Source organism: Streptomyces sp. NPDC002130, assembly GCF_040296465.1.
In the GTDB taxonomy this organism is placed as follows: Bacteria; Actinomycetota; Actinomycetes; order Streptomycetales; family Streptomycetaceae; genus Streptomyces.
Genome location: NZ_JBEOXI010001079.1, coordinates 1 through 1,166 on the forward strand (window position 1 = coordinate 1; position 1,166 = coordinate 1,166).

Genomic DNA, 1,166 nt, shown 5'->3' on the forward strand with positions numbered 1-1,166 from the left:
GTCACCCGTGAAGAGAAGGGCGCCTGATGTACACATCACTTCTGGCGAACATCGCGATCCTGGTGTTGTCCGGGTTCGTCGGTTTCGCTGTGATCTCCAAAGTTCCGAACACCCTGCACACCCCGTTGATGTCCGGTACGAACGCCATCCACGGCATCGTCGTCCTGGGTGCGTTGGTCGTCCTGGGCAAGGTGCACGATCCCTCGATCGGGTTGCAGATCATCTTGTTCGTAGCGCTCGTCTTCGGAACCGTGAACGTTGTCGGTGGTTTTGTGGTCACGGACCGCATGTTGGCGATGTTCAAGGCCAAGCCGGCCGCCAAGTCTGTGTCGAAGGATGGTGACCAGTAATGGAATACCTGGTCAATGCGCTCTACATTGTCGCGTTCTCGATGTTCATCTACGGCCTCATGGGTCTTACCGGCCCGAAGACAGCAGTCCGCGGCAACCAGATCGCCGCGGTCGGCATGCTCATCGCCGTCGTTGCAACTCTGATCTCCATTCGTGATGCGGAGATGGGTAACTGGATCCTCATCGCTGCCGGCCTGGTCATCGGTGTCGTGCTCGGTGTCCCGCCGGCGCTCCGGACGAAGATGACGGCCATGCCGCAGCTGGTCGCGCTCTTCAACGGCGTGGGTGGTGGCACGGTCGCGTTGATCGCGTACGCGGAGTTCCTGGACTCGGACGGTTTCACCGCATTCCAGCACGGCGAGTCGCCGACGGTACACATCGTCATCGCGTCGCTCTTTGCCGCGGTGATCGGATCGATCTCCTTCTGGGGCAGCGTGATCGCGTTCCTGAAGCTGCAGGAAACTCTGCCTGGTCGTCCGATCGGAATCGGTAAGCTCCAGCAGCCGCTCAATGCGCTGCTGCTCATTGCCGCAGTCGCGTTCTCGGTGATCATCGGCATCAAGGCGATCTCGCCGGAAGGCCCGACCAGCTCACTGTGGATCGTCGGCGTCCTCGTGCTTTCGGGCATCCTCGGACTGATGGTCGTGCTGCCCATCGGCGGCGCGGATATGCCCGTCGTCATCTCGCTGCTCAACGCTCTGACCGGTTTGTCAGCTGCTGCTGCAGGTTTGGGATCTGCTTCAGGTGCTGTGGTGCCCCTTCGACCACGCCCCGGACCATCTGCCGTACACGGAGCTGCGCTGGCGCACCACGGCC

The 1,166-nt window shown here is 61.5% G+C and carries 2 protein-coding genes; both read left to right on the plus strand.

The features are described 5' to 3' along the window. Positions 1-26 precede the first annotated feature (26 nt). The gene (locus tag ABT116_RS48570) at positions 27-350 is read left to right on the plus strand and encodes an NAD(P) transhydrogenase subunit alpha part 2 (protein WP_003941319.1); all 324 of its coding nucleotides are present in this window, start codon (positions 27-29) and stop codon (positions 348-350) included. After that, positions 350-1,166 (plus strand): NAD(P)(+) transhydrogenase (Re/Si-specific) subunit beta (locus tag ABT116_RS48575; protein ID WP_351647950.1); only part of this gene is annotated, 817 nt, incomplete at its 3' end. The genes ABT116_RS48570 and ABT116_RS48575, both read left to right, overlap by 1 nt.

What these genes read in the sequence shown, in the direction of transcription:
- ABT116_RS48570 (WP_003941319.1), top strand. Translation starts at nt 27, where the DNA reads ATGTACACATCACTTCTGGCGAACATCGCGATCCTGGTGTTGTCCGGG.